Raw genomic sequence first — 20649 nt, forward strand, 5'->3', positions numbered from 1 at the left:
GAAACATTCACGTGGGTGGACAGAGGATCAGCCTCCCGCCGGCCACCGCCGTTCCCCCTGGTTACCCGCTCGATCTGGCACGGATGTGGCACGGCGAGCCGGACGCCCATGGTCAATCGACTGGCAACGGAGGATTCCCCGGTCGGTACCGCCACCACGTGCGGACCTCGATCACCGCACCGGCCTCCCGCAGGACTCCGACCCACCTGGACACCACCTCATCCCCAACACCCTCGGCGAGGCGCACCGGCGGCGTCCGCGTGACCGTTTGCTTGGCCCTCCATAGCCCCCCGCCGACGAGCCCGCGGAGTGCCTTCGCCACTTCCAGGGGTTGCGGTCCTGGGTCGAGCAGGACAATGTCCTGGGGAATCTCGTCACAGATCAGCAAGAACGTCTGGGGCATGCTGCTCCTCAAGGCCGAGTGGCCGCTGAATGTAGCCCTGGCGCCTCGCCGCAGGCCACGGGGTTTCCACCCGTCCGCGCTGGTCGACCACATGGTGCTGCATGACGCCAGGGGCCAACCACCTGCGGCAGCCCATCACCCGAAGTCCCTAGTTTGGAAGATCGCGTATGCGGGTGCTGCCTGAACTGGCAAGACGCTGACCTGCGCGTTCCTGAGTGGGTTGCTGACGTTCCCCGTAGTTCCCCGCCGCTCACCATCTGATCGGGCACGTAGAGGGCACGTACGCCGTTCTCCCGCCCTCCCTGCTCGCCTGCGACTCCACCCGTCGAAGCACTCTGCCGCAGTCGCACGACGCATGTCGCTGGACAGCGAGGTTGAGCGGCTGGACCATCGTGTCCATGATTCTTTTAGTGCCGACAGCAATGGTGGTGTTGGGGTTCCTCGCCTTCGGCGTCCTTAGCGACAGGCGTGCGCGACGCCGCGGGAGCACAAACCGAGACAGCCGCACCATGGAGGTTGATGCGCGGGAGGCCCGGCGCGATCTGCGCGCCTGGAAGCGCGGGGCCATGGGCAACAGCGGTGAAGATCTCTCCTGGATGAACCACCGCAGGTGATGAGCCGATCGCGGGGCTGCTGCGGTCACGTTGACGTACTAGGTCGGTGCAGCGACCTTCGCCGGGAGTTTCAATGGGCGAGTCAAGCATGGTCTCGATCAGTACCCGAAGAAGTAAGGGCTGGGTCCCTGACCTGCGGCCGTGTGATTGATCAACGCTGCGACCTGCGACTTAGCTGTCGGTGGTTGTCAGCGTTGGTCGTCGTTGAGCGCCCTGCGACGGCCCGGGCCAGTCATGATCCATGGCGATTGGGATTGCGTGACCCGTCTGCGGCTTTTTGGCGCTGCCTCGGCACGCCTATGACTGGCTGAGTCGACCGGACACCCGCGCCCACGTTTCAAGGCAAAAGCCGTATATCAGGATGCAGAGGCCTGCCAATCCTGCGATGTTGCGAAACATGTCATCGTGCCGACATGCGTCGAGAAGCTCGACCGACAGCCCGAGCCCCATCAGGATGACGCCGAGCCCCCAGATTCGGGGTGACTCGACACGGCCCCTGAGCCGAGGGAGCAGCCAGCGGCGGAAGACTGCAGCTCCGCCCGGTATCAGCGTGATCGTCAAGGCAGCTCCGAGAGCGGCCCAGCCATAAGCGTCCATGACGAGCGCGTCTCCTCGGAAGATCGTCGGCGCGGCTCCATGCCGCACGAGCGGATCATGTCACGGCCCTTGACGCTGGGGAAGGAGTGGATGCGACCTTCGGCGCAGGTCAGAAGCGAATGTAGATGCTGCAGCTCATCGCGGGATGGTACGGCCCTTCAAGTGGCGGACGCAGAACAAACAGCGCAAGGTCGACGTAGCGACTTTGGCCGGGAGTTTCAATGACCGAGTCAAGGCGATGGGCGCCGGCCCACGGGTGAGGAACGGCACCCGCTACGAGGTGAAGGCTTTGAGGTCTGGCCTCATCCTTATCAGGTCGATCACGCCGGATGTGCGTACTGGGTCAATCGACCTTCGGCCTGGATCGCCGGTCCGCTCAGGTTCAGCCTCGACCATCGCTGTTCGCCCCTGTTGGTGTCAGCCACTGGTGTCAGACATCCGCGCCGTGCTTGACGATCCCTTGCCACCTGCACCCCCGCTCGTACGCTGGAGAGTGGGAGGTGTGGCCGTGTCCTATTGGATGCGTTGGGGCGTCACCGGACTGGGCGAGGCTGGCGAGGCGGTCGCCGACATGAGCAGCGCATTGCGTGCGCTGGACATCTCTGTACGCCGCGCGCAAGAGAGGCTCTGTACGCCATCCGAAGCGGTGATGCTAGGTGAGTCCGCGGAACGGATGCGCGAGCAGATGCTTACCGATGGGGTCAGGGCCATGGGGCTGGGGAACCGCTGGTCTTTCAGCGTGCAGAATCTCGAAGTGACTCTGATTCCCCGATCCACCGAGTGAACCTGCATCCACCACTCTCCCCAGCTCCCATCCCGTACGCCGTCGACCCACACACCGTGGAGCGGGCGTGGTTCCTGGCGTCCAGGTGGAGCGCGCCACTGTACGAACGACCTGGACGCCAGGGGCGACGTCTGCTCGGCTCTGCCTGGGTCGACGGTGTGCGGGATGGGAGCCCCCAGCATCCGCCACGACGGACCCGCGGTCGGCAACGGCGCCCCCTCAAGGCCGTGAGCGAGTACCTGGGGCACTCCGACCCCGGGTTGACGCTGCGGGTGTACGCGCACCTGATGCCGTCGAGCCAGGACCGCACCAGGAAGGCCGTGGACCGGGTGCTTCTCCCGGCCCCGCGCGAGCCGGACGGCCCAGAGACGGCCCAGTGACCTGAACCAGGCCCCCGATCCGCGCCAAACGCGCTGGTAGGGGGCCTATTGCTGCCCGCTCACTGCAAGTTCTCCGGGCTTGGGCATGGTGCTACCAGTGTCGCAGATCCACATGGGTGGCCTGCGGGGTCGGGAGGAGGGCTCGGCCGGACGTGACCGAGCCCTCGTGGGTGCGCCCCTCAGAGGCAGGGGAGGTTGGCAAAGCCCGGGTAGTAGTAGCGCCCGGCCGGACCAGCGCTGTGCACGCACTGGTCGAGGCCGGGGCGCTGGGGCTTCGGGCTCTCGGTGGCGGCGGTCGCGGTCGGAGCGACCAGGACGATCGCCCCGAGGACCATCGCCGCCACCGCCGATTTCTTGCCCGGGATGTGCCTCCGGAACGTCTTCATTGCCGCCCTCCTTCGGGCCGAGACGGGAGCGCCGCACGGTTCACAGGGCGACGGGCCGGCGCTCATGTTCCGCATATCGTCATATGCGGCAGACATGGCGTCAATACCATGAATTGGGGCATTGTTGTCGAAAATCGGCGGTACCGGGTGTCCGTGATGCGCGTGTGTGAGGGCCCGGATACGAGCGGTGAGCTGTGAAGTTCTGCTGACGAACGGTCGGGTTTCCTGATCGGGCCTTGTTCCGTCCCTTGGCCTGACGTAACCACATGAGGTATGAACCTTTTCGGCCGCAACTCCTTCCAGCGGCGCCCGCAGCCGACCGCCGCTCCCGTGGCGACCGCCGCACCGCGGGCCAGCGCCACCGCCGTTCTGCCCGATCCCGAGCTGGCGGGCCTCACCGGCGAGTGGCTGATCGATCCGGCGCACAGCAGGATCGGGTTCTCCGTGCGGCACGCGATGGTGACGACGGTGCGCGGCGCGTTCACCGAGTACGAGAGCCGGCTCTACTTCGACGGCCGCGACCCGGCGCGCTCCCGGGCCGACATCGTGCTGTACACGGCGAGCGTCGACACCGGTGTCGAACAGCGCGACGCACATGTGATCGGCCGGCAGTTCCTGGACTCCGGCAGCTATCCGCGGATGACCTTCACGAGCACCGCCGTACAGCTCGCGGGGCGGGACGTCTACCGCATGACCGGCGATCTCACGATCAAGGACACCACCCGCCCCGTGGACCTGGAGCTCACCTACATCGGTCATGTCATCGACGCGTTCGGCGACGAGCGGGTCGGCTTCGACGGCACCACCACCATCAACCGCTCCGACTGGGGGCTGACCTACGACGCCCGGCTGGCCCAGGGCGGGACCATGGTGAGCGAGAAGGTCCGCCTCCAGTTCGACATCGCGGCGATCCGGGCCACGTGAAGGCCCCTTCCCGTTAGCGGGCGGTGCGCTCGAGGCGCTCCTTGAGCAACCGCTCGTTCTCCGGCAGCTCCCTGCGGACCTGGGGGCGTACGACGAGAGGGATCAGCACCCTGCCGAGGCCGTGGCCCTCGAAGTCCAGGTCCATCGTCACGCGCGTACGGCCGTCGGGGAGCGGGGTGACCTCGCCGTGCACCCGGCCCCGGACCGGACCGTCGATGCCCCGCATGCTCCATGCGCGCGGTGGCTCGAACTCGGTGACGCGCATGGTCAGCGGGACGTCGCGGCGGCCGACGTGCCGGGTGATCCGGATCCGGGACCCGAGCCCGAAGGGGCTGTCGTCGAGCTGCTCGACCGACACCGCGCTCTTCTGCCACTCCGGCAGGTGCGACGGGTCACTGAGATACGCCCAGACCTCGCCGGGAGACCGGTCGACGTCGATCTCTTCATGGAAGGCGGCCATCACACCCTCCTTCTCCGAATAGAGGGCTTACCTCCAGAATCGTCCCATCCCGAGACCCGTACGACCACACACCGACGGGCCCTCCCTCCTGACCCGGGCGAGGACCCGCAAGCCGTCACGACCACCGCTCACGCCGAGCCGAGTACGACCAACCGATCACGCCGAGCCGACGAACACCACCATCAGCAACCAGACCACCGGCGCCGTCGGGAGGAGGGAGTCGAGGCGGTCCATGCTGTGTCCATGTGCCGCTACCGCGGGGCGGCACCGTGGCCTCCCCCAACCACCGACAGCAGCCACCGAGACACGCAGCGGACCGCCCTCCACCAGGCACGAGACCCGCAAGCCGTCGCGACCCACCGCTCAAGCCGAGCCGACGAACACCACCATCAGCAGCCAGACCACCGGCGCCGTCGGGAGGAGGGAGTCAAGGCGGTCCATGATGCCTCCGTGGCCGGGGAGCAAGGTGCCCATGTCCTTGATGCCCAGGTCGCGTTTGATCATGGATTCGCCGAGGTCGCCCAGCGTGGCGCTGGCCGCGACCGCGAGGCCCAGCAGCAGGCCCTGCCACCAGGTGCCGCCGTCGATCAGGAACTGCATGCACAGCGCGCCGGCGGTCATCGCGAACAGCACCGCGCCCAGCAGACCCTCGCGGGTCTTGCCGGGGCTGATCCGCGGGGCCAGCTTGTGCCTGCCGAACCGCCAGCCGACCGCGTACGCGCCGGTGTCGCTGACCACCGTCAGCAGGAGGAAGGTGAGCACCCGCCAGGGGCCGTCCTTCGCGGTCAGCATCATCGCCACGAACGTGGCCAGGAAGGGCACGTAGAAGGCCGCGAAGACGCCTGCCGTGACGTCCTTGAGATAGCCCTCCGGCGACTCCGTCATCCGCCAGATCAGGGCGGCGAGCGCCGTCAACGCCATGGCCACCCACGCGCCCTCGGCGCCGCTGACGTACCCGGCGACCACCATCGCCGCACCGCCGACCGCGAGCGGCACCAGCGGCGCCTTGATCTGCTTGCGCTCCCGCAGCCTGCTGGTCAGCTCCCACAGGCCGACGACGACGGCGACCGCGATGACGCCGACGAAGACGGCCTTCTCGATGAACAGGGAGGCGATGATCACCACACCGAGCCCGACCCCGACGCCTATGGCCGCGCTCAGGTCACGGCCCGCGCTCTTCTTCTGCGGCGCTGAGGCCGGCTGGTGGGCGTCGGGCATGGGCTCCGGATTCTGGTTCTCGGCCGGGAGGGCGCGGGCCTGCGGGGGCTCGGGGCGGAACTCGTCCTGGAATTCCTGGAACGAGGAGCCGCCCCGCCGGGCAACCCCCCGGTCGACACCCTGATCCCCGTCGTACCCGGCTTCGTCGGGCACGACGGGCATGGGGCGAGTCTGCTGCGCCTCAGGCGCATCGTACGCGGGACCCGCCGGGACGGCCCCCGGGACAGGCTGGGCAGGCCCGCCCCCGGCGGGCCCCCAGTACCCGGCCTGGCCCGCCGCTGGCGGCGCCCCCCAGGAAGAGTCGCTCATCAGACTTCGAGCAGCTCCGCTTCCTTGTGCTTGAGGAGCTCGTCCACCTGCGCGACGTACTTGTGCGTGGTGTCGTCGAGCTCCTTCTCCGCACGGCGGCCCTCGTCCTCGCCGACCTCGCCGTCCTTGACGAGCTTGTCGAGGGCTTCCTTGGCCTTGCGGCGCACGGAGCGGATGGACACGCGCGCGTCCTCGGCCTTGCCCTTGGCGACCTTGATGTAGTCGCGGCGGCGCTCCTCGGTCAGCTCGGGGAACACCACTCGGATGATGTTGCCGTCGTTGCTGGGGTTGACGCCCAGGTCGGAGTCGCGGATCGCCTGCTCGATGTTGCGCAGCGCGCTCTTGTCGAACGGGGTCACGACCGCCATGCGCGGCTCCGGCACGGAGAACGAGGCCAGCTGGTTGATCGGCGTCGGGGCACCGTAGTAGTCGGCCACGATCTTGTTGAACATCGCCGGGTGCGCACGGCCGGTGCGGATCGCGGCGAAGTCCTCCTTGGCGACCACGACGGCCTTCTCCATCTTCTCCTCGGCCTCGAGGAGGGTCTCTTCGATCACCACTTGCTCCTGCGTGTCTTGAGTAAGGCCCGGCTGCGGTTCCTGAAGCGGTCGGCGGCCGGCTGCGTCGCGTCTTCTTCCTGCACGGTTCCCGACCGGCAGGACATTGTCCATCCCCCGGCCAGGGTCCGGCCCCCTTACGGGGCCGCGCGCCACCGGCCGGGTTGATGCCGGGTCAGTCCCGGCTGCCGTGGTCACCCACCAGCGTGCCGATCTTCTCACCCTTGACGGCCCGGGCGATATTGCCCTCCGCGAGAAGCTCGAAGACGAGGATCGGAAGCTTGTTGTCGCGGCACAGCGTGATGGCCGTGGCGTCGGCGACCTTGAGGTCGCGGGTGATGACCTCGCCGTAGCCGAGGGCGTCGAACTTGACGGCGTCCGGGTTGGCCTTGGGGTCGGAGTCGTAGACCCCGTCCACGCCGTTCTTGCCCATGAGCAGCGCCTCGGCGTCGATCTCCAGGGCGCGCTGGGCGGCGGTGGTGTCGGTGGAGAAGTACGGCATGCCCATACCGGCGCCGAAGATGACCACGCGGCCCTTCTCCAGGTGGCGCACGGCGCGCAGCGGGATGTACGGCTCCGCGACCTGGCCCATGGTGATGGCGGTCTGCACCCGGCTGTCGATGCCCTCCTTCTCCAGGAAGTCCTGGAGGGCGAGGCAGTTCATGACGGTGCCGAGCATGCCCATGTAGTCGGAGCGGGCGCGGTCCATGCCGCGCTGCTGGAGTTCGGCACCGCGGAAGAAGTTGCCGCCGCCGATGACGACCGCGATCTGCGCGCCGTCCCGTACCACGGCCGCGATCTCGCGGGCGATCTTGTGCACCACGTCCGGGTCCACGCCCAGGCCCCCGCCACCGGAGAACGCCTCTCCGGACAGCTTCAGCAGAAACCGGCCGCGTACTTTGCCGTCGTCGCTCTTCTGGGCCTTGGTGGTCATGGGAGATCCCGCCTCTTTCACGTGTTGCACATACGAAGAAGACCATTGCCGGTGGGGTCGCTTTTCGCTCCCATGCGCGGCAATGGCCTCCTCGTCAGATCTGCTGCCGTCCGCCCCACCCCGGGGTGTGGCGGTGTGCGCGGACGACTGCTGTCGACCCTACCGAGAATTCCCCGCGGGTCGCGCGTCGATCGCGGAACGGGCTCAGATGCCGACCTTGATGCGCGAGAAGCGCTTCAGGGTGACACCGGCCTCGTCCAGCACCTTCTGGACCGACTTCTTGTTGTCGAGCGCGTACGGCTGGCCGAGCAGCGTGGCGTCCTTGAAGAAGCCGTTGAGACGACCCTCGACGATCTTCTCGATCGCGGCCTCGGGCTTGCCCTCGGCGCGGGTGGTCTCCTCGGCGATGCGGCGCTCGGACTCGACGACGTCGGCCGGCACCTCGTCCTTGGAGAGGAACTTCGGCGCGAAGGCGGCGATGTGCTGGGCGACGCCCTTGGCGACCTCGGCATTCGGCTTGTCGAGCTCGACCAGGACACCGATCTGCGGGGGCAGGTCGGGCATGGTGCGGTGCATGTAGGCGAGCACGAAGCCGTCGGAGAACTGCGCGAAGCGGTCCAGGACGATCTTCTCACCGAGGTTGGCGTTGGCCTCGTCCACGAACGCCTGGACGGTCTTGCCGGCCTCGATCTCGGAGGCGAGCAGGGCCTCGATGTCGGCCGGGGAGGTCGCGGCGACGTGCTCGGCGATCTTGTTGGCGACGGCCTGGAACTTCTCGCCCTTGGCGACGAAGTCCGTCTCGCACTTCAGCTCGACCAGGACGCCGGAGGAGTTGTCGTCGGCGATGATGGAGACCACGGCGCCGTTCTCGGCGGAGCGGCCCTCGCGCTTGGCGACGCCCTTCTGGCCCTTGATGCGCAGCGCCTCGACGGCCTTCTCGACGTTGCCCTCGGCCTCGTCCAGCGCCTTCTTGCAGTCCATCATGCCGGCGCCGGTGAGCTCACGGAGCTTCTTGACGTCGGCGGCGGTGTAGTTCGCCATGAGTCTGTGAGTCTTTCTCGAAGTCTTGGGTGATCGGAGATCGGTACGGTCTGCGGTCCACATGTGAGCGCGGACAGCGGACCGCGCGCCGACCTACGGGTGAACAGCGGGGGCGGACTTCACCGCGCCGGAGGCGCTGTGGGATTCCGTACCGCCCCCGCCGTCAACGCGTGCGTCAGGCCTGCTCGCCCTCGGCGGCCTTCTCCTCGGCCGGAGCGGCCTCGGCGGCGGCCTCGGCGGCCGGGGCCTCGTCCTTCTTCTCACCCTCGAGCAGGTCGCGCTCCCACTCGGCGAGCGGCTCGCCTGCGGCCTTCTCGCCCTTCTCGCCGGTGGCGACGCCGGAGCGGGCGATGAGGCCCTCGGCGACGGCGTCGGCGATCACACGGGTGAGCAGGGTGACGGAGCGGATCGCGTCGTCGTTGCCCGGGATCTTGTAGTCGACCTCGTCGGGGTCGCAGTTGGTGTCGAGGATCGCGACGACCGGGATGTTCAGCTTCCGGGCCTCACCAACGGCGATGTGCTCCTTCTTGGTGTCCACGATCCAGACGGCGCTCGGCACCTTCTGCATCTCGCGGATACCACCGAGGGTCTTCTCCAGCTTGGCCTTCTCGCGCGAGAGCACGAGAAGCTCCTTCTTGGTCAGACCGGACGCGGCGACGTCCTCGAAGTCGATCTGCTCGAGCTCCTTCAGGCGCTGCAGACGCTTGTAGACGGTCGAGAAGTTGGTGAGCATGCCGCCCAGCCAGCGCTGGTTGACGTAGGGCATGCCGACGCGGGTGGCCTGCTCGGCGATGGCCTCCTGCGCCTGCTTCTTGGTGCCGACGAACATGACCGTGCCGCCGTGGGCGACGGTCTCCTTGACGAACTCGTAGGCGCGGTCGATGTACGACAGCGACTGGAGCAGGTCGATGATGTAGATGCCGTTGCGCTCGGTGAAGATGAAGCGCTTCATCTTCGGGTTCCAGCGACGGGTCTGGTGACCGAAGTGGACGCCGCTCTCCAGCAGCTCCCGCATCGTGACGACGGCCATGGCCGTATCTCCTTGAGTTTCTCGGTTGTGCCGCGGATGCCGGACGGCTCCCGCGCCTGACGCCCGCGACGCGCCTTGCCACGAGGGACCGAGAGGCGCTGACACCGACCGCTTGACGGCCTGGTGTCGGGGCGTGCGAAGTCGACCCGGTGACCCGGATCGCCAGAAGAAGTGTACGGGACCGCCGGGGCATCGGGTGACGCCGCTGTCCACAACCGGTGGGTTGTCCACAGACTCCGGCGGTGATCGGCGGGGTGCGGGACGGTGGTCGCATGCGAGCACCCCTGCGATATGTCCTGCTGTCGACGGTTCTGTTCCTCGGCCTGGTCCTGGCCGCCCTGCTCCCTTACCGGTCCTGGGCGAACACCCCGCCTCCGGCGCCCGCGCCGCCCCCTCAGGCCCCGGTCCCGGCCGTCGCGCGCACCTGGCCGGTGGGCGTCCGCCCCCTGGTGTTACGCGGCTGGGAGCCACCGGCCACGGTGTACGGCCCCGGTCACCGGGGCGTGGACCTGGCGGCACCGGCCGGTTCCGAGGTACGGGCGGTCGCCCCGGGCCGGGTGTCCTTCGCGGGCCGGGTGGCGGGGCGCGGGGTCGTCTCGGTCGACCTCACGGGCACGGATCTTCGGACGACGTACGAGCCGGTGACCGCGTTGGTCCACAAGGGGGACGAGGTGGCCGCGGGAGAGGCACTGGGCACGGTGGAACCGGCGCCCGCCTCCCACTGCCCCACGACATGCGTCCACTGGGGCCTGCTCCGGGACCGGACCTACCTCGACCCCTTGTCCCTGCTCCCGCCCTGGCTCCTGCACAGGGGGCCACCGAGGCTGCTGCCGGTGCTGGGGGTACCGCTGCCGTCGTAACCGGCGGGTAGCTGCTCAGCCGCGGGCTGCCGACGCCGGTAAGCGATCCACCCCCGCCCGGCGGCGGCCGGCGTCAGCCCTTCACGCCCAGCGGCAGCCGGTGTCAGCCCTTCACGCCCCGCAGCGCCATGGCCACCGCCGCGTCCGTCACGACCGCGGGATCCTCCGCCGCGCCGAGTTCGATACGACGGACCGCCGCGTCCACCACCCCCTGCAGCAGCATCGCCGCCAGCCGAGGCTGCGCATGCCCCATCTCTGCGAGCGCCTCGGCGATCATCGCGACGAGGCCGCCGTGCGCCGCCCGGATCTTCTCCCTCGCCCCGGCGTCCAGCTCGCTCGCGGAGATGGCGACGACCGCCCGGTGCCGCCGGTCCCCGACCAGCGCCAGCTGCTGCCGCACATACGCCTCGACCTTGCCCTCGGCGGTCTCGGCCCGCTCCATCGCGGCCGCCACCTCCGCCGCCCACAGCGGGAAGTCGACCGCACACAGCTCCTCGACCACCGCGGCCCGCGACCGGAAGTACTCGTACACGGACGACCGCGCCAGCCCGGTCCGCTCGGCCAGCGCGGGAAACGTCAGCGCTTCCGTCCCGCCCTCGGACAGCAACGACCGGGCCGCGTCCAGCAGGGCGGCTCGCTGCATCGACCGGTGCTCGGCCACGGAGGCCGCTCGAATCCTTGGCACGTCAACCACTTTACGGACGCCCCCACCCGAAGGGGAGCCGCTTGCCCCCATGGCGCCGGCCGCACCACCCGAACCACCGATCCGGGCGCCCGGACCTGGGCGGTCACCGCCCGAAGCTCGCCAGCTTGGCCCGCAGCTGCAGCACCGACTTGGTGTGGATCTGGCTGACCCGGCTCTCGGTGACCCCGAGGACGTTGCCGATCTCGGCGAGGGTGAGCCCCTCGTAGTAGTAGAGGGTGACCACGGTCTTCTCGCGCTCGGGCAGCGTGTTGATCGCCCGCGCCAGGAAGCGGCGCAGCTCCCGGTCCTCGGCGACCTCCACGGGGTTGTCCGCGGCGGTGTCCTCCAGCGTGTCCATGAGGCTGAGCCGGTCCCCGCCCTCGCTGCCGACGTGCAGCAGCTCCTCCAGGGCGACCACGTTGGCCAGCGACAACTGGCTGAACACGGCGTGGAGTTCGTCGACCTCCATGCCGAGCTCGGCGGCGACCTCGCCCTCGCTCGGGGTGCGCCGCAGCCGCGCCTCCAGGGTGGCGTACGCCCGCTCAACGTTCCGCGCCTTCTGCCGCACCGACCGCGGGATCCAGTCCAGCGCCCGCAGCTCGTCGATCATCGCGCCCCGGATCCGGGTGATCGCGTACGTCTCGAACTTGATCTCCCGGTCGATGTCGAACTTCTCGATCGCGTCGATCAGCCCGAAGACGCCGGAGGAGACGAAGTCGGCCTGCTCGACGTTGGGCGGCAGGCCGACGCTCACCCGGCCGGCCACGTACTTCACGAGCGGCGAGTAATGCAGGATCAGCTGCTCCCGCAGCCGGTCGTCCCCCGTCGCCTTGTACGACCGCCACAGCTCGTCGAGCGTCGAGGGAGCCGGCGGCCGCTCGCTGCCACCGTCGCGGGCGGCTGGGGGGATCGCCGCCCGGTCGGACCCGGAGGTGTGCTGGGGCATTCGTCGCCTTGTGCCGTTCTGCCGTGAAGTGCTGTGAATCGCTGTGAAGTGGTAGGTGGTGGGGTTGGTGGGGCGATGTGGGCTGCCTGGGTGAGCTGTCGGTCTGGTGTCGAGTTGGCGCGTTCTGTGGGGGCGCCTTCGTGAGCGTAGCGTGACTGAGGTGTCGCGGTGTGCGAACAAGGAGGCTCCACCCGTGCGCGGGGCGCTTCCACCGGCCCCGCGCGCGGGTTTCGCGGCTCGCTCTGCGTGACCGGCCGGAGCGTCAACTCCTGGAAACCTCAAGGGCGTCGGAGGTTCCCCCGGACGGCCGAACACGCTCGGTCAGCACGGACGGTGACCGCTACGGACCGACATCACCGCCTGGCGTGTCAACTTCCAGCCGTCGCCATGTCGTTCGACGTACCCAAGTGCTCGGAGTTCGTACAGTTTCGCGATCGCCTCGTCCCGGGTGGTCGGCGTGCCGAGCGCGATCTCCTCGACGCCGGCCGCGCGGTGGCCCGGCAGGGCGGCGAGCACGGCCCGTGCGGCGGGTTCCAGGAGGTCGCGCGGGAGCACCGGGCCTCGCCGGGCCGGCGCGAGTTCTCCCATGTCACCGACCAGTTCGACGACTTCCGCGGCGTCGGTGACGAGGGTCGCCTCCGAGCGGAGCAGTTCGTGCACGCCGGCGGAGAGGGCGCTGGTGACGGGGCCGGGGACGCCCATGGTGAACCGGCCGAGGCGCCCGGCCGCCCGGGCGGTGGCCAGCGAGCCGCTGCGGCAGGCGGCCTCCACGACGACGGTGCCCCTGGTCAGCGCGGCGATGACGCGGTTGCGGAGGATGAACCGGCTGGGCGTCGGATGGTCACCCGGGGGCAACTCGCCCACCACCAGTCCCTGTTCCGCGATCCGGCCGATCAGGGCGGCGTGGCCGCGCGGGTACGGCCGGTCGACGCCGCAGGCCAGGACGGCGACGGTGGCTCCGCGGGCGGCGAGGGCGCCTCGGTGGGCGGCGCCGTCGATGCCGTACGCGCCGCCCGAGACCACCACCCAGCCCCGCTCTGCGAGGCCTCCGGCGAGGGTGGCGGCGACGTGGGTGCCGTACTCGGTGCAGGCCCGGGCGCCGACCACGGCCACGGACCGCAGCGCCCACATGCGCAGGCTGGGCCGCCCGCGCACCCACAGTCCGATCGGCCGGGCGTCCCCCAGGTCATCGAGCTGTCCGGGCCACTCGGCAGCCCCGGGCACCACGAACCGCGCCCCGGCCTCCGCGGCCACGGCGAGATCCCGCTCCGGCGCGGCCCGCCGGGCCCGAGCGACCAGCCCGCCCCATCGCACCTCACTCACCCCCGGCAGCCCCGGCGCCCCCTCCTTCAACCGCCGCACCACCTCCCCCACCCCGAACTCCCGAACCCACCGCCCCCCGACCTCATCCCCCGGCTCGATCACCCGACAGAGAAAGACCCGCCCGAGCAGCTCTTCTCCGGGGTTCTCGACCGCGGTCATGTCAGCGCCCCGATGGCCATCGGCACCCCTCGCGGTACTCCGGTGCGCAGTTGCAGGGCCAGGGCGACGTCGGTGGCGTCCGGTCGGTCGTGTCCGACCAGATCGGCGACGGTCCAGGCGACGCGCAGGACCCGGTCGATGCCTCGGGCCGTGAGCACACCCCGCTCGAGGTTGCGCTCGGCCTCGTCCATCGCGCCGGCGACGGGCTGGTAGCGACTGCGCAGTTCCCGGCCGGGGACTTCGCTATTGGTGCGCCAGGGGGTTCCGGCCAAGCGGGCCGCGGTGCGCTCGCGGGCCTGCCGTACCCGATCGGCCACGGTCACCGTGGACTCGCCCCGGGCGCCCGGTTCGGTGAGCTCGGCCCGGGTGACCGGATCGACCTCGACGCGCAGGTCCACCCGGTCCAGCAGCGGGCCGGAGAGCCGGGACTGGTAGCGGCGGATCGCCGACGGCGGGCACTCGCACAGGGAGTCGCGTTGCGAGAAGCGTCCACAGGGGCAGGGGTTGGCTGCCAGCACCATGAGGAAGCGGGCCGGGAAGCGGACGACACCGGCACTGCGGGCGATCACGACGTGGCCCGACTCCAGCGGCTGTCGCAGGGCGTCCAGGGTATGGCTGTGGAACTCCGGCGCCTCGTCCAGGAACAGCACCCCGCGATGGGCGAGGGAGACCGCCCCGGGCCGTGCGACACCGGGGCCTCCACCGACCAGCGACTGCATGGTGGCCGAGTGGTGGGGTGCGCAGTAGGGGGCCACGTCGATGAGCGGCTTGCCCGGCGGCAGCAGCCCGGCCACCGAATGCACCGCCGTCACCTCCAGCGATTCCTCCCTGGTGAGCCGGGGAAGGACGGCGGGCAGCCGCTCGGCGAGCATCGTCTTGCCCGCGCCGGGCGGACCCTCGAGGAACAGGTGGTGTCCACCGGCGGCGGCCACCTCCACGGCCGTACGGGCCGAGGTCTGGCCCACGACGTCCGCCAGGTCGTGATCGTGTTCGTGCTGCGCGGCGCCAAGACTGTGCATGCCGGTGGCCGCGCCCGTGCCCGGCACGCGCAGACCGGCCAGGAGGGGGTCGGGGCGGCCTTGTTCGTCGGGTTCCTCCTCGGGTACGGGCTCCTCGGTGAGGACTGCGACGAGCTGTCGCAGACTGCGGACGCCGAGCACGGAGACGCCCGGGACCAGTGAGGCCTCGGCGGCGGCGCACTCGGGTACGACCACTTGCTCGTAGCCTGCGTCGGCAGCGGCGAGGACGGCCGGGAGAATGCCGCGTACCGGTCGGACCCGGCCGTCCAGGCCCAGCTCCCCGATCATGACGATGTCCGCGAGGACACGCGGATCGATCCGCTCGGCGGCTCCGAGCACGGCGCAGGCGACGGCCAGGTCGAAACCGGAGCCGGCTTTGGGCACCGACGCCGGGCTGAGTCCGACGGTGAGCTTCTTCTGCGGCCACTCGCCGCCCGAGTTCACCACCGCCGCCCGGACCCGGTCCCGGCTTTCCGTCAGGCTCTTGTCCGGGAGGCCCACCAGGGTGAAGGCGGCGACGCCGGGTTCCAGGTCGGCCTGGACCTCCACGACGACGCCCTCCACGCCGACCAGGGCGACGGAGCAGGTGCGGGCGAATCCCATTCAGGCCACCCCCCGTGCGTGCTCGACGGACGGGGCTCCGCGGTGGGGCAGCAGGACGCCGATCAGGTCGATGCGGACGCCGCCCGGCGGTGCCCCGCCGTGGGCCTGGAGCCAGTGCTCGGCCAGTTCGCGCAGCCTGGCCGCCTTCTCTGGGGTCACCGCGGCCATGGGGTGTTCGTAGTCGCCGCCCCTGCGGGTCTTCACCTCGCAGACGACGAGCGCGTCACCGTCGCGCGCGACGATGTCGATCTCGCCGGAACGGCCGTTGCGCCAGTTGCGCTCCAGGATCGTCATTCCGGCCTCGGCGAGCCGCCGGGCGGCCAGGTCCTCGCCGTACTTGCCGAGTGCACTGCGTGCGTTGCTCATGTCGGCACCACCTCCGGCGCCAACCGTCACGCATCCCGCCCCAAGTTGTTGATCTTGGTGGACAACCCGGCGGTTGTGGAAAACTCCGTCACCCACAAGCGCGGGGCGGGATCACCCGCCCGGAAGCTCCAGGTCGCTCTTGTTCAGCTCCTCGATGTTCACGTCCTTGAACGTGAGAACCCGCACCTGCTTCACGAACCGGGCCGGCCGATACATGTCCCAGACCCAGGCATCCGCCATCGACACCTCGAAGAACACCTCACCCTGCACCGAGTGCACCTGCATCTCGTAGTCGTTCGTGAGGTAGAAACGCCGCTCGGTCTCGATCACGTATTTGAACAGACCGACGACATCTCGGTACTCCCGGTAGAGCTTCAGCTCCATCTCGGTCTCGTACTTCTCGAGGTCCTCGGCGCTCATGGCATGTTCCCCTTCAGCCGTGCGATCCCCCCATTGTGCGCCAGTCCGACGGGCCCTCAGACGATTTCCGGGTCGAGGGTCACAGGACTGACCGGGGGACCCTCGTCGAGCAGCGTGCGCAGCAGCTCGGCGAGTCTGGTCGGATACACCGTCTCATGTGCCCGGCTCAGTTCCTGACACGTCCACCAGCGCGCTCCGGCGACACTGCGCCGCTCCAGCTCCGTCAGCCCCTGCGCCGCGGTGGCCGTCTGCGTCGTACGGGCCAGGTAGTACCACTCGTCCTGGTCCCAGCGGCGGCCGGCGAACGGGAAGGAGCAGAGCCGGCGCCACAGCACCGGGCCGAGTTCGACGTCGGTGATGCCGGTCTCCTCGGCGAGTTCCCTGAGCGCGGCCTCCTCGCGCGTCTCGGCGCCCTCCAGGCCCCCGCCGGGGGTGAACCACCAGTCGTCGGCCGGATCGTCCGGCTCATGGCCGTGCAGCAGGAGTATGCGGTCCCGCGGGTCGAGGAGGACCACCCGGGCCACCTTGCGCAGGCCGCCGTTGTACGAGTCCTCGCCGGTCCGCGTGGCCTCAGCGGACACCGGCCGCCTCAGGGCGGGCGGCACGCGCGCGGGAGCGGCTCATGCGCCCCGCGATCGGGCCGTAGGCGCCGCCGGCCAGGACGAGGACGGCACCGGCCGCGATCAGCAGCTCGATCGTGGACAGCGGCCCGGGCTGGGAGAGGGCGCCCAGGGCCTCGAAGCCGGTGGGGCGCTTCAGCGAGCCTTTCCACGGCCAGATGACCGCGTCCACGCGGGCGGTCACGGCGTCGCGGGAGACGGTGCCCTTGGCCGCGTCGGTGAGGTGGGCCGTGGAGTCCAGGGACCCCTGCCGCTCGTCACCGAGGAGGAACAGGCGGCCCTGGGGGACGGTCACCGTCGGGAAGTTCTTGACCTCGGCCAGGCTGCCCTTGGGCAGATAGGGCTCGTCGATCTGCTTGCCGTTGACGGTCAGCTTGCCGTTCGTGCAGCAGGAGACGGTGTCGCCGCCCACCGCGACCACACGCTTGACCACCTTGGCGTTGGTGACCCAGCTCTTGTCCTCGAAGACGACGACGTCACCGCGCTTGACCTGGCCGCCGTCGACCTTCTGCGCCAGCACCCGGTCCCCGGCGTCGATCGTGGGCGTCATGGAGCTGGTGGGCACGGTGTACGGCCGGTAGGTCACCGCCGCCCAGGCGAAACCGCCGAGGAACAGCACCAGACCCAGTGCCACGGCCACTCCGGACAGGCGCTGTCCGAGCCCTTGCCTGCGCTCACCACTCATGGACCCGGACCCTACCCGGCAGTACCTGGGCTTGCCCACCCCCGTCGGTCGGCTCTTCCCGCGGCTCCGCCCCAGCCCCCGCCCGGAGGCTCCGTTTCCCACCCGCCCAGCCGGAACGACCGGCTGGAAGGGGCCCGGGAACGCTGCCCGCCCGACCCCTCAGCGACGCTTCCACTTCACCGCGCGCCGGCGCCGCCACACCGCCACCGGCAGCACCGCCGCGATGGCCACGCCCTGCGGGGCCACCGTCAGGGCGGCGGACGCCGAGGTCTGCTGGTTGATGCCGGGCTGGTCGAAGGTGTCCGGGACCGGCAGGGTGCCCCAGCGGGTGATCGGCCAGGCCTTGACGATCGCGCGGCCCACGACGTCGCTGACCGGGACCATGCCGTGATGCTTGTCGGACTGGTTGTAGCGCGAGTCGCGGGAGTTCTGGCGGTGGTCACCCATCACCCAGATGTAGCCCTTGGGGACCGTCACCTTGAACTGGCCGCCCAGCTCGTCGTCGGTGCACGGCGTGTTGCCGGGGTAGACGTACGGCTCGTTCAGGGCGTGGCCGTTGACCAGCAGCGGGCCGCTGCCCTTGCACTGGACGGTGTCGCCGCCGACGCCGATCACGCGCTTGATGAGGTCCTTCTCGTTGGCGGACGGCATCAGGCCGATCCAGCTGAGGACCTTCTGCACGGCGTTCGGGCTCGGGGCCGGTTCGCCCGCCAGCCAGTCGTCCGGGTCGTGGAAGACCACGACCTCGCCGCGCTCGGGCTTGGAGCCGAACCACGGGGTGAGCTTGTCGACCAGGACACGGTCACCCACCTGGAGGGTGTTCTGCATCGAGGCGGACGGGATCGAGAACGCCTGCACCAGGAACGTCTTGATCAGCAGCGCCAGCACCAGCGCGATGACCACGAGGATCGGCAGCTCCTTCCAGAAGGAGCGTGGCTTCTTCGGCCGGTTCGCGGCCTCGCCCGCACCCGCGCCCTCCGCCCTCGGCCGCTGCCCGTCGCCCGGCGTGCCCGCGTCGCCCGCCGCGTCATTCCCGGAGGTCATGGCGCCGTCCGGCACGGGGGCGTTGTCTTCCACGGGGTGCCCGCGGTGCTCCTCGCCGTCGTGCCCCGACCGTGCGCCAACCGCCACATCCCCCACGCCAACTCCTTACTCTGTGCCGCCGCCTGCCCCACATTCGACGCAGGCCCACCACTCCCATAACGAGCGGGAGTTCCGCAGGGGTCGGGAGCTGGATCGTTCCGTTCGGATTCTCGGAGGCAACCCTATGCGACAGCGCGCGACCGGCGGTCGCACCCGACGCGGAGTCGGCGACGCTTGCGAAGGTTTTAGGTTCCTGAAGGCGTGTCCAGTGGCCGATCGGCCAGCCGATGGCGACGGCACGGCCCACCACGGATTCCTCGGACACCGTTCCGCCGTACGGGGTGTTCTGGTGGAAACGGGAGTCCGCGGAGTTGCCCCGGTGGTCGCCCATGACCCACAGCCGGCCCTGGGGGACGGTGATGTCGAAGGGCTGGGCGGACGGGGCGTCACCCGGGTAGATGTAACCCCCTTCGGTGAGCGGTACGCCGTTGACGGTGACCCGGCCCTGCTGGTCACAGCACTTGACGTGGTCGCCGCCGACCCCGATGACCCGCTTGATCAGGTCCTTCTCGTTGTCGGAGGGCAGCAGGCCGATGAAGGTGAGGCCTTCCTTGAGCTGCTTGACGACGACCGGGTCGTGCTTCTTGGCCGTCTGCTCGTCGGCCAGCCAGCCGCCCGGATCGTGGAAGACGACGACGTCCCCGCGCTGCGGCTTGGCGCCGAACCACGGGGTGAGCTTGTCGACCAGGACGCGGTCGCCGATCCGGATCGTCTGCTCCATCGAGCCGGACGGGATCACGAAGGCCTGGACCAGGAAGGTCTTCAGCACGAGTGCTATGAGGACGGCCACGCCGACGAGAAGAGGGATCTCCCGGACGGCTGAACGCCGGCGCTTGCGTTTGACCTTGCGCTGGAGTTTCCGCCGCTCCGCGCGCGTGCGGCCGCCGCCGGGCGCGGAGGTGCGGCGCGATCCGGTGGGCAGCAGATTGTCGGCGGGGCTGCTCGGCACTCCGCGCGGTTTGCCGCGATTACCCATGCGCGCCCTCCGGGGTGGGCACGCGCGCGTAGGCGGAGGGCCGCGTCAGGTGCGTGAAGTGGTCGTACGGCCACAGGATCCAGTCGGCGCGGCCGATGACGTCGCCGACCGGGACCATGCCGCCACCGGGCGAGCCGAGGTGGTCGCGGGAGTCGCTGGAGTCGCTGCGGTGGTCGCCGAGGACGAACAGGCGGCCGGCGGGTACGACGACGTCGAAGGGCACGCCGGAGGCGCTGTCCCCGGGATAGAGGAACGCCGACTCGTCGACGGCGCGGCCGTTCACCTCGATCCTCCCCTGCTTGTCGCAGCAGACCACATGGTCTCCCCCCACACCGACCACGCGCTTGATGTAGTCGGCGTTCCCGAAGTACCCCGTGCCGTCGAACACGATCACGTCGCCGCGGCGCGGCTGGGCACCGAAACGGTACGCCAACTTATTTACGAGAACGCGGTCCCCGATCCTCAAGCCCTGTTCCATGGATCCGCTCGGAATCTGGAACGGTTGCACCACGAAAGTGTTGAGGACGAGCAAAAAAACCAGGCAGAGGAAGAGCGTCAGGGTGATCCGGCCGCCCGGCAGCCAGTCGGCGACCCGCGCCACCAACGCGAAACGCGACCGTCCCTCCGGCCCCGGTGAATCCGGGTGGGAGGAGCGGTCGCGTTCCGTCGGCTGTGCTTCGGTGTCCATCGGAGCCAGATGCTATCCGGCTCCGCTGTGGCCCTCGCGCGGGCCGTGACACCGGGGAAGCGCTCAGCTCTCGCGCTTCTCCTTGATCTTCGCGGCCTTGCCGCGCAGGTCACGGAGGTAGTACAGCTTGGCGCGGCGCACGTCACCACGGGTGACCAGCTCGATCTTCTCGACGATCGGGGTGTGCACCGGGAAGGTGCGCTCGACGCCGACGGAGAACGAGACCTTGCGGACCGTGAAGGTCTCGCGGACACCGGAGCCCTGGCGACGGATCACAACGCCCTTGAACTGCTGCACACGGGAGCGGTTGCCCTCGATGACGCGGACGTGCACGTTGACGGTGTCACCCGGACGGAAGGCCGGGATGTCGCTGCGCAGCGACGCGGCGTCGACGGAGTCGAGCAGGTGAGACATTTCGTCTGCTTTCTTCGCTGATGCCACAGGTCATCAACGGAAACTAGGTGTTTGCACGAAGCCGTGTGCGGGTCGGGGCGAGCGTCGTGTCCCCCTGTGGCAGGG

General features: G+C 69.7%; 23 protein-coding genes and 1 pseudogene. 4 read left to right on the forward strand and 20 right to left on the reverse strand.

All coding sequences use genetic code 11. The features are described from left to right. Positions 1-112: 112 nt before the first annotated feature. On the reverse strand, positions 113-496 hold the full coding sequence (locus ABB07_RS41985; RefSeq protein WP_425264704.1) for a ribosomal protein L7/L12: 384 nt from the start codon (positions 494-496) through the stop codon (positions 113-115). Positions 497-2116: 1620 nt separating this feature from the next. Between ABB07_RS41985 and ABB07_RS11010 the strand changes: the two genes are divergently transcribed. Both ABB07_RS11010 and ABB07_RS11015 read left to right on the forward strand, forming a co-directional pair. Then, entirely contained in the window at positions 2117-2398 is a 282-nt protein-coding gene (locus ABB07_RS11010; protein ID WP_208898562.1) for a hypothetical protein, read from the forward strand. A gap of 221 nt (positions 2399-2619) precedes the next feature. Further along, positions 2620-2778: pseudogene (locus ABB07_RS11015) on the forward strand (site-specific integrase); the annotation flags it as partial. A gap of 179 nt (positions 2779-2957) precedes the next feature. On the opposite strand, the gene ABB07_RS11020 reads toward ABB07_RS11015, so the two are convergent. Further along, on the reverse strand, positions 2958-3164 hold the full coding sequence (locus ABB07_RS11020) for a hypothetical protein (RefSeq protein ID WP_208898564.1): 207 nt from the start codon (positions 3162-3164) through the stop codon (positions 2958-2960). A gap of 273 nt (positions 3165-3437) precedes the next feature. Between ABB07_RS11020 and ABB07_RS11025 the strand changes: the two genes are divergently transcribed. Next, positions 3438-4088, forward strand: a complete 651-nt coding sequence (locus ABB07_RS11025; RefSeq protein ID WP_208898565.1) for a YceI family protein — start codon at positions 3438-3440, stop codon at positions 4086-4088. A gap of 13 nt (positions 4089-4101) precedes the next feature. Here the strand turns inward: ABB07_RS11025 and ABB07_RS11030 are convergent, their stop codons facing one another. The 6 genes from ABB07_RS11030 to rpsB all read right to left on the reverse strand — a co-directional run bounded on the left by ABB07_RS11030 (position 4102) and on the right by rpsB (position 9637). Continuing rightward, positions 4102-4548: an SRPBCC family protein gene (locus ABB07_RS11030; protein WP_208898566.1), complete on the reverse strand. Its 447-nt coding sequence runs from the start codon at positions 4546-4548 to the stop codon at positions 4102-4104. A gap of 363 nt (positions 4549-4911) precedes the next feature. Further along, positions 4912-6075, reverse strand: a complete 1164-nt coding sequence (locus tag ABB07_RS11035; RefSeq protein WP_208898567.1) for a phosphatidate cytidylyltransferase — start codon at positions 6073-6075, stop codon at positions 4912-4914. Further along, a complete protein-coding gene (gene frr, locus ABB07_RS11040) occupies positions 6075-6632 on the reverse strand; it encodes a ribosome recycling factor (RefSeq protein WP_055706853.1) in 558 nt (185 codons plus the stop codon). The genes ABB07_RS11035 and frr overlap by 1 nt, the downstream gene beginning before the upstream one ends. Positions 6633-6807: 175 nt before the next feature. Next, positions 6808-7566 (reverse strand): UMP kinase, encoded by a 759-nt coding sequence (gene pyrH / locus ABB07_RS11045; RefSeq protein ID WP_055706845.1) that lies wholly within the window; start codon positions 7564-7566, stop codon positions 6808-6810. 204 nt (positions 7567-7770) lie between these two features. Beyond that, positions 7771-8607, reverse strand: a complete 837-nt coding sequence (gene tsf / locus ABB07_RS11050; protein ID WP_208898568.1) for a translation elongation factor Ts — start codon at positions 8605-8607, stop codon at positions 7771-7773. A gap of 175 nt (positions 8608-8782) precedes the next feature. Then, positions 8783-9637: a 30S ribosomal protein S2 gene (rpsB, locus tag ABB07_RS11055; RefSeq protein WP_208898569.1), complete on the reverse strand. Its 855-nt coding sequence runs from the start codon at positions 9635-9637 to the stop codon at positions 8783-8785. Positions 9638-9909: 272 nt separating this feature from the next. Here rpsB and ABB07_RS11060 point away from each other — a divergent pair, with 272 nt between their 5' ends. Next, on the forward strand, positions 9910-10497 hold the full coding sequence (locus tag ABB07_RS11060) for a M23 family metallopeptidase (protein ID WP_208898570.1): 588 nt from the start codon (positions 9910-9912) through the stop codon (positions 10495-10497). Between the two features lie 103 nt (positions 10498-10600). Here the strand turns inward: ABB07_RS11060 and ABB07_RS11065 are convergent, their stop codons facing one another. From ABB07_RS11065 to rplS, 12 genes are all read right to left on the reverse strand, one after another. Continuing rightward, complete coding sequence (locus ABB07_RS11065) at positions 10601-11158, reverse strand: TetR/AcrR family transcriptional regulator (protein ID WP_208903387.1); 558 nt, start codon at positions 11156-11158, stop codon at positions 10601-10603. Positions 11159-11285: 127 nt separating this feature from the next. Then, the gene (whiG, locus tag ABB07_RS11070) at positions 11286-12128 is read right to left on the reverse strand and encodes an RNA polymerase sigma factor WhiG (RefSeq protein ID WP_023546455.1); all 843 of its coding nucleotides are present in this window, start codon (positions 12126-12128) and stop codon (positions 11286-11288) included. Between the two features lie 321 nt (positions 12129-12449). Next, positions 12450-13610 (reverse strand): DNA-processing protein DprA, encoded by a 1161-nt coding sequence (gene dprA / locus ABB07_RS11075; protein ID WP_208898571.1) that lies wholly within the window; start codon positions 13608-13610, stop codon positions 12450-12452. Next, a complete protein-coding gene (locus tag ABB07_RS11080; RefSeq protein WP_208898572.1) occupies positions 13607-15232 on the reverse strand; it encodes a YifB family Mg chelatase-like AAA ATPase in 1626 nt (541 codons plus the stop codon). Before ABB07_RS11080 ends, dprA begins: the two co-directional genes overlap by 4 nt. Next, a complete protein-coding gene (locus ABB07_RS11085) occupies positions 15233-15628 on the reverse strand; it encodes a YraN family protein (RefSeq protein WP_208898573.1) in 396 nt (131 codons plus the stop codon). An 81-nt stretch (positions 15629-15709) separates the two neighbouring features. Continuing rightward, positions 15710-16018, reverse strand: coding sequence for a DUF2469 domain-containing protein (locus ABB07_RS11090; RefSeq protein ID WP_003965949.1), 309 nt, complete (start codon positions 16016-16018; stop codon positions 15710-15712). A 56-nt stretch (positions 16019-16074) separates the two neighbouring features. Next, complete coding sequence (locus ABB07_RS11095; RefSeq protein WP_208898574.1) at positions 16075-16599, reverse strand: NUDIX hydrolase; 525 nt, start codon at positions 16597-16599, stop codon at positions 16075-16077. Next, on the reverse strand, positions 16589-17323 hold the full coding sequence (lepB, locus tag ABB07_RS11100) for a signal peptidase I (RefSeq protein WP_208898575.1): 735 nt from the start codon (positions 17321-17323) through the stop codon (positions 16589-16591). Before lepB (ABB07_RS11100) ends, ABB07_RS11095 begins: the two co-directional genes overlap by 11 nt. Positions 17324-17482: 159 nt before the next feature. After that, entirely contained in the window at positions 17483-18463 is a 981-nt protein-coding gene (gene lepB, locus ABB07_RS11105) for a signal peptidase I (RefSeq protein ID WP_208898576.1), read from the reverse strand. Then, positions 18351-19442: a signal peptidase I gene (gene lepB / locus ABB07_RS11110; protein ID WP_208898577.1), complete on the reverse strand. Its 1092-nt coding sequence runs from the start codon at positions 19440-19442 to the stop codon at positions 18351-18353. The genes lepB (ABB07_RS11105) and lepB (ABB07_RS11110) overlap by 113 nt, the downstream gene beginning before the upstream one ends. Then, the gene (gene lepB, locus ABB07_RS11115; RefSeq protein ID WP_208898578.1) at positions 19435-20130 is read right to left on the reverse strand and encodes a signal peptidase I; all 696 of its coding nucleotides are present in this window, start codon (positions 20128-20130) and stop codon (positions 19435-19437) included. The genes lepB (ABB07_RS11110) and lepB (ABB07_RS11115) overlap by 8 nt, the downstream gene beginning before the upstream one ends. A 63-nt stretch (positions 20131-20193) precedes the next feature. Further along, positions 20194-20544: a 50S ribosomal protein L19 gene (gene rplS / locus ABB07_RS11120; protein WP_055704359.1), complete on the reverse strand. Its 351-nt coding sequence runs from the start codon at positions 20542-20544 to the stop codon at positions 20194-20196. Between the last annotated feature and the right edge of the window lie 105 nt (positions 20545-20649).

The sequence above is a fragment of the Streptomyces incarnatus genome (assembly GCF_001027185.1).
Classification (GTDB): domain Bacteria; phylum Actinomycetota; class Actinomycetes; order Streptomycetales; family Streptomycetaceae; genus Streptomyces; species Streptomyces puniciscabiei.